3 protein-coding genes are annotated in these 3,766 nt (G+C 30.6%); 2 read left to right on the plus strand and 1 reads right to left on the minus strand.

What is annotated here, in order from left to right:
- Positions 1-254 precede the first annotated feature (254 nt).
- Both IDG60_RS08650 and IDG60_RS08655 read left to right on the plus strand, forming a co-directional pair.
- Positions 255-998: a glycerophosphoryl diester phosphodiesterase gene (locus IDG60_RS08650; RefSeq protein WP_000958858.1), complete on the plus strand. Its 744-nt coding sequence runs from the start codon at positions 255-257 to the stop codon at positions 996-998.
- Positions 999-1,094: 96 nt separating this feature from the next.
- The gene (locus IDG60_RS08655; RefSeq protein ID WP_000872606.1) at positions 1,095-1,523 is read left to right on the plus strand and encodes a MaoC family dehydratase; all 429 of its coding nucleotides are present in this window, start codon (positions 1,095-1,097) and stop codon (positions 1,521-1,523) included.
- A 45-nt stretch (positions 1,524-1,568) separates the two neighbouring features.
- On the opposite strand, the gene mecA is transcribed toward IDG60_RS08655, so the two are convergent.
- Positions 1,569-3,578: a PBP2a family beta-lactam-resistant peptidoglycan transpeptidase MecA gene (gene mecA / locus IDG60_RS08660; protein ID WP_063852655.1), complete on the minus strand. Its 2,010-nt coding sequence runs from the start codon at positions 3,576-3,578 to the stop codon at positions 1,569-1,571.
- Positions 3,579-3,766 lie beyond the last annotated feature (188 nt).

The raw sequence follows: 3,766 nt of genomic DNA on the forward strand, positions 1-3,766 counted from the left end.
GGTAAGTTAAAAGCAATCCTAAGTAAAATTGCAGATAAGGGGTACAGAAAAACTAGACTTGATTACAAAATGGAGCTTGGGACATAAATGATTTTTTAAAAATGAGATGAGACGTAGATTAACTCCATAATCAATACGAATCTATCGACTTCTTTATTTATGATATTCATCTCTTTTTAATGGAAATAAAAGTGCGATTAATGTGATAATACAGTTACGTTAATTAAAAAAATAAAAATGCAAGGAGAGGTAATATGCTAACTGTATATGGACATAGAGGATTACCTAGTAAAGCTCCGGAAAATACAATTGCATCATTTAAAGCTGCTTCAGAAGTAGAAGGTATAAACTGGTTGGAGTTAGATGTTGCAATTACAAAAGATGAACAACTGATTATCATTCATGATGATTATTTAGAACGGACTACAAATATGTCCGGGGAAATAACTGAATTGAATTATGATGAAATTAAAGATGCTTCTGCAGGATCTTGGTTTGGTGAAAAATTCAAAGATGAACATTTGCCAACTTTCGATGATGTAGTAAAAATAGCAAATGAATATAATATGAATTTAAATGTAGAATTAAAAGGTATTACTGGACCGAATGGACTAGCACTTTCTAAAAGTATGGTTAAGCAAGTGGAAGAACAATTAACAAACTTAAATCAGAATCAAGAAGTGCTCATTTCAAGCTTTAATGTTGTGCTTGTTAAACTTGCAGAAGAAATCATGCCACAATATAACAGAGCAGTTATATTCCATACAACTTCGTTTCGTGAAGACTGGAGAACACTTTTAGATTACTGTAATGCTAAAATAGTAAACACTGAAGATGCCAAACTTACTAAAGCAAAAGTAAAAATGGTAAAAGAAGCGGGTTATGAATTGAACGTATGGACTGTAAACAAACCAGCACGTGCAAACCAACTTGCTAATTGGGGAGTTGATGGTATCTTTACAGACAATGCAGATAAAATGGTGCATTTGTCTCAATAGAAAGTTAGAGGTGAGTCTTACGTTTCAGTGACGGTAGACTTACCTTTAACATGTTACATACTAAAAAATTAATTTGAATAAGAAAGAGAGACATATATGAAATACGATGATTTTATAGTAGGAGAAACATTCAAAACAAAAAGCCTTCATATTACAGAAGAAGAAATTATCCAATTTGCAACAACTTTTGATCCTCAATATATGCATATAGATAAAGAAAAAGCAGAACAAAGTAGATTTAAAGGTATCATTGCATCTGGCATGCATACACTTTCAATATCATTTAAATTATGGGTAGAAGAAGGTAAATACGGAGAAGAAGTTGTAGCAGGAACACAAATGAATAACGTTAAATTTATTAAACCTGTATACCCAGGTAATACATTGTACGTTATCGCTGAAATTACAAATAAGAAATCCATAAAAAAAGAAAATGGACTCGTTACAGTGTCACTTTCAACATACAATGAAAATGAAGAAATTGTATTTAAGGGAGAAGTAACAGCACTTATTAATAATTCATAATAAAACAGTGAAGCAACCATCGTTACGGATTGCTTCACTGTTTTGTTATTCATCTATATCGTATTTTTTATTACCGTTCTCATATAGCTCATCATACACTTTACCTGAGATTTTGGCATTGTAGCTAGCCATTCCTTTATCTTGTACATCTTTAACATTAATAGCCATCATCATGTTTGGATTATCTTTATCATATGATATAAACCACCCAATTTGTCTGCCAGTTTCTCCTTGTTTCATTTTGAGTTCTGCAGTACCGGATTTGCCAATTAAGTTTGCATAAGATCTATAAATATCTTCTTTATGTGTTTTATTTACGACTTGTTGCATACCATCAGTTAATAGATTGATATTTTCTTTGGAAATAATATTTTTCTTCCAAACTTTGTTTTTCGTGTCTTTTAATAAGTGAGGTGCGTTAATATTGCCATTATTTTCTAATGCGCTATAGATTGAAAGGATCTGTACTGGGTTAATCAGTATTTCACCTTGTCCGTAACCTGAATCAGCTAATAATATTTCATTATCTAAATTTTTGTTTGAAATTTGAGCATTATAAAATGGATAATCACTTGGTATATCTTCACCAACACCTAGTTTTTTCATGCCTTTTTCAAATTTCTTACTGCCTAATTCGAGTGCTACTCTAGCAAAGAAAATGTTATCTGATGATTCTATTGCTTGTTTTAAGTCGATATTACCATTTACCACTTCATATCTTGTAACGTTGTAACCACCCCAAGATTTATCTTTTTGCCAACCTTTACCATCGATTTTATAACTTGTTTTATCGTCTAATGTTTTGTTATTTAACCCAATCATTGCTGTTAATATTTTTTGAGTTGAACCTGGTGAAGTTGTAATCTGGAACTTGTTGAGCAGAGGTTCTTTTTTATCTTCGGTTAATTTATTATATTCTTCGTTACTCATGCCATACATAAATGGATAGACGTCATATGAAGGTGTGCTTACAAGTGCTAATAATTCACCTGTTTGAGGGTGGATAGCAGTACCTGAGCCATAATCATTTTTCATGTTGTTATAAATACTCTTTTGAACTTTAGCATCAATAGTTAGTTGAATATCTTTGCCATCTTTTTTCTTTTTCTCTATTAATGTATGTGCGATTGTATTGCTATTATCGTCAACGATTGTGACACGATAGCCATCTTCATGTTGGAGCTTTTTATCGTAAAGTTTTTCGAGTCCCTTTTTACCAATAACTGCATCATCTTTATAGCCTTTATATTCTTTTTGTTTTAATTCTTCAGAGTTAATGGGACCAACATAACCTAATAGATGTGAAGTCGCTTTTTCTAGAGGATAGTTACGACTTTCTGTTTCATTAGTTGTAAGATGAAATTTTTTTGCGAAATCACTTAAATATTCATCCATTTTTTTAACGGTTTTAAGTGGAACGAAGGTATCATCTTGTACCCAATTTTGATCCATTTGTTGTTTGATATAGTCTTCAGAAATACTTAGTTCTTTAGCGATTGCTTTATAATCTTTTTTAGATACATTCTTTGGAACGATGCCTATCTCATATGCTGTTCCTGTATTGGCCAATTCCACATTGTTTCGGTCTAAAATTTTACCACGTTCTGATTTTAAATTTTCAATATGTATGCTTTGGTCTTTCTGCATTCCTGGAATAATGACGCTATGATCCCAATCTAACTTCCACATACCATCTTCTTTAACAAAATTAAATTGAACGTTGCGATCAATGTTACCGTAGTTTGTTTTAATTTTATATTGAGCATCTACTCGTTTTTTATTTTTAGATACTTTTTTTATTTTACGATCCTGAATGTTTATATCTTTAACGCCTAAACTATTATATATTTTTATCGGACGTTCAGTCATTTCTACTTCACCATTATCGCTTTTAGAAATATAACTGCTATCTTTATAAACTTGTTTGAAATTTTTATCTTCAATTGCATCAATAGTATTATTAATTTCTTTATCTTTTGAAGCATAAAAATATATACCAAACCCGACAACTACAACTATTAAAATAAGTGGAACAATTTTTATCTTTTTCATCAATATCCTCCTTATATAAGACTACATTTGTAATATATTACAAATGTAGTATTTATGTCAAAATAATGTTATAATTTTTGTGATATGGAGGTGTAGAAGGTGTTATCATCTTTTTTAATGTTAAGTATAATCAGTTCATTGCTCACGATATGTGTAATTTTTTTAGTGAGAATGCTCTATATAAAATATAC

Source organism: Staphylococcus sp. EG-SA-2, from assembly GCF_017152085.1.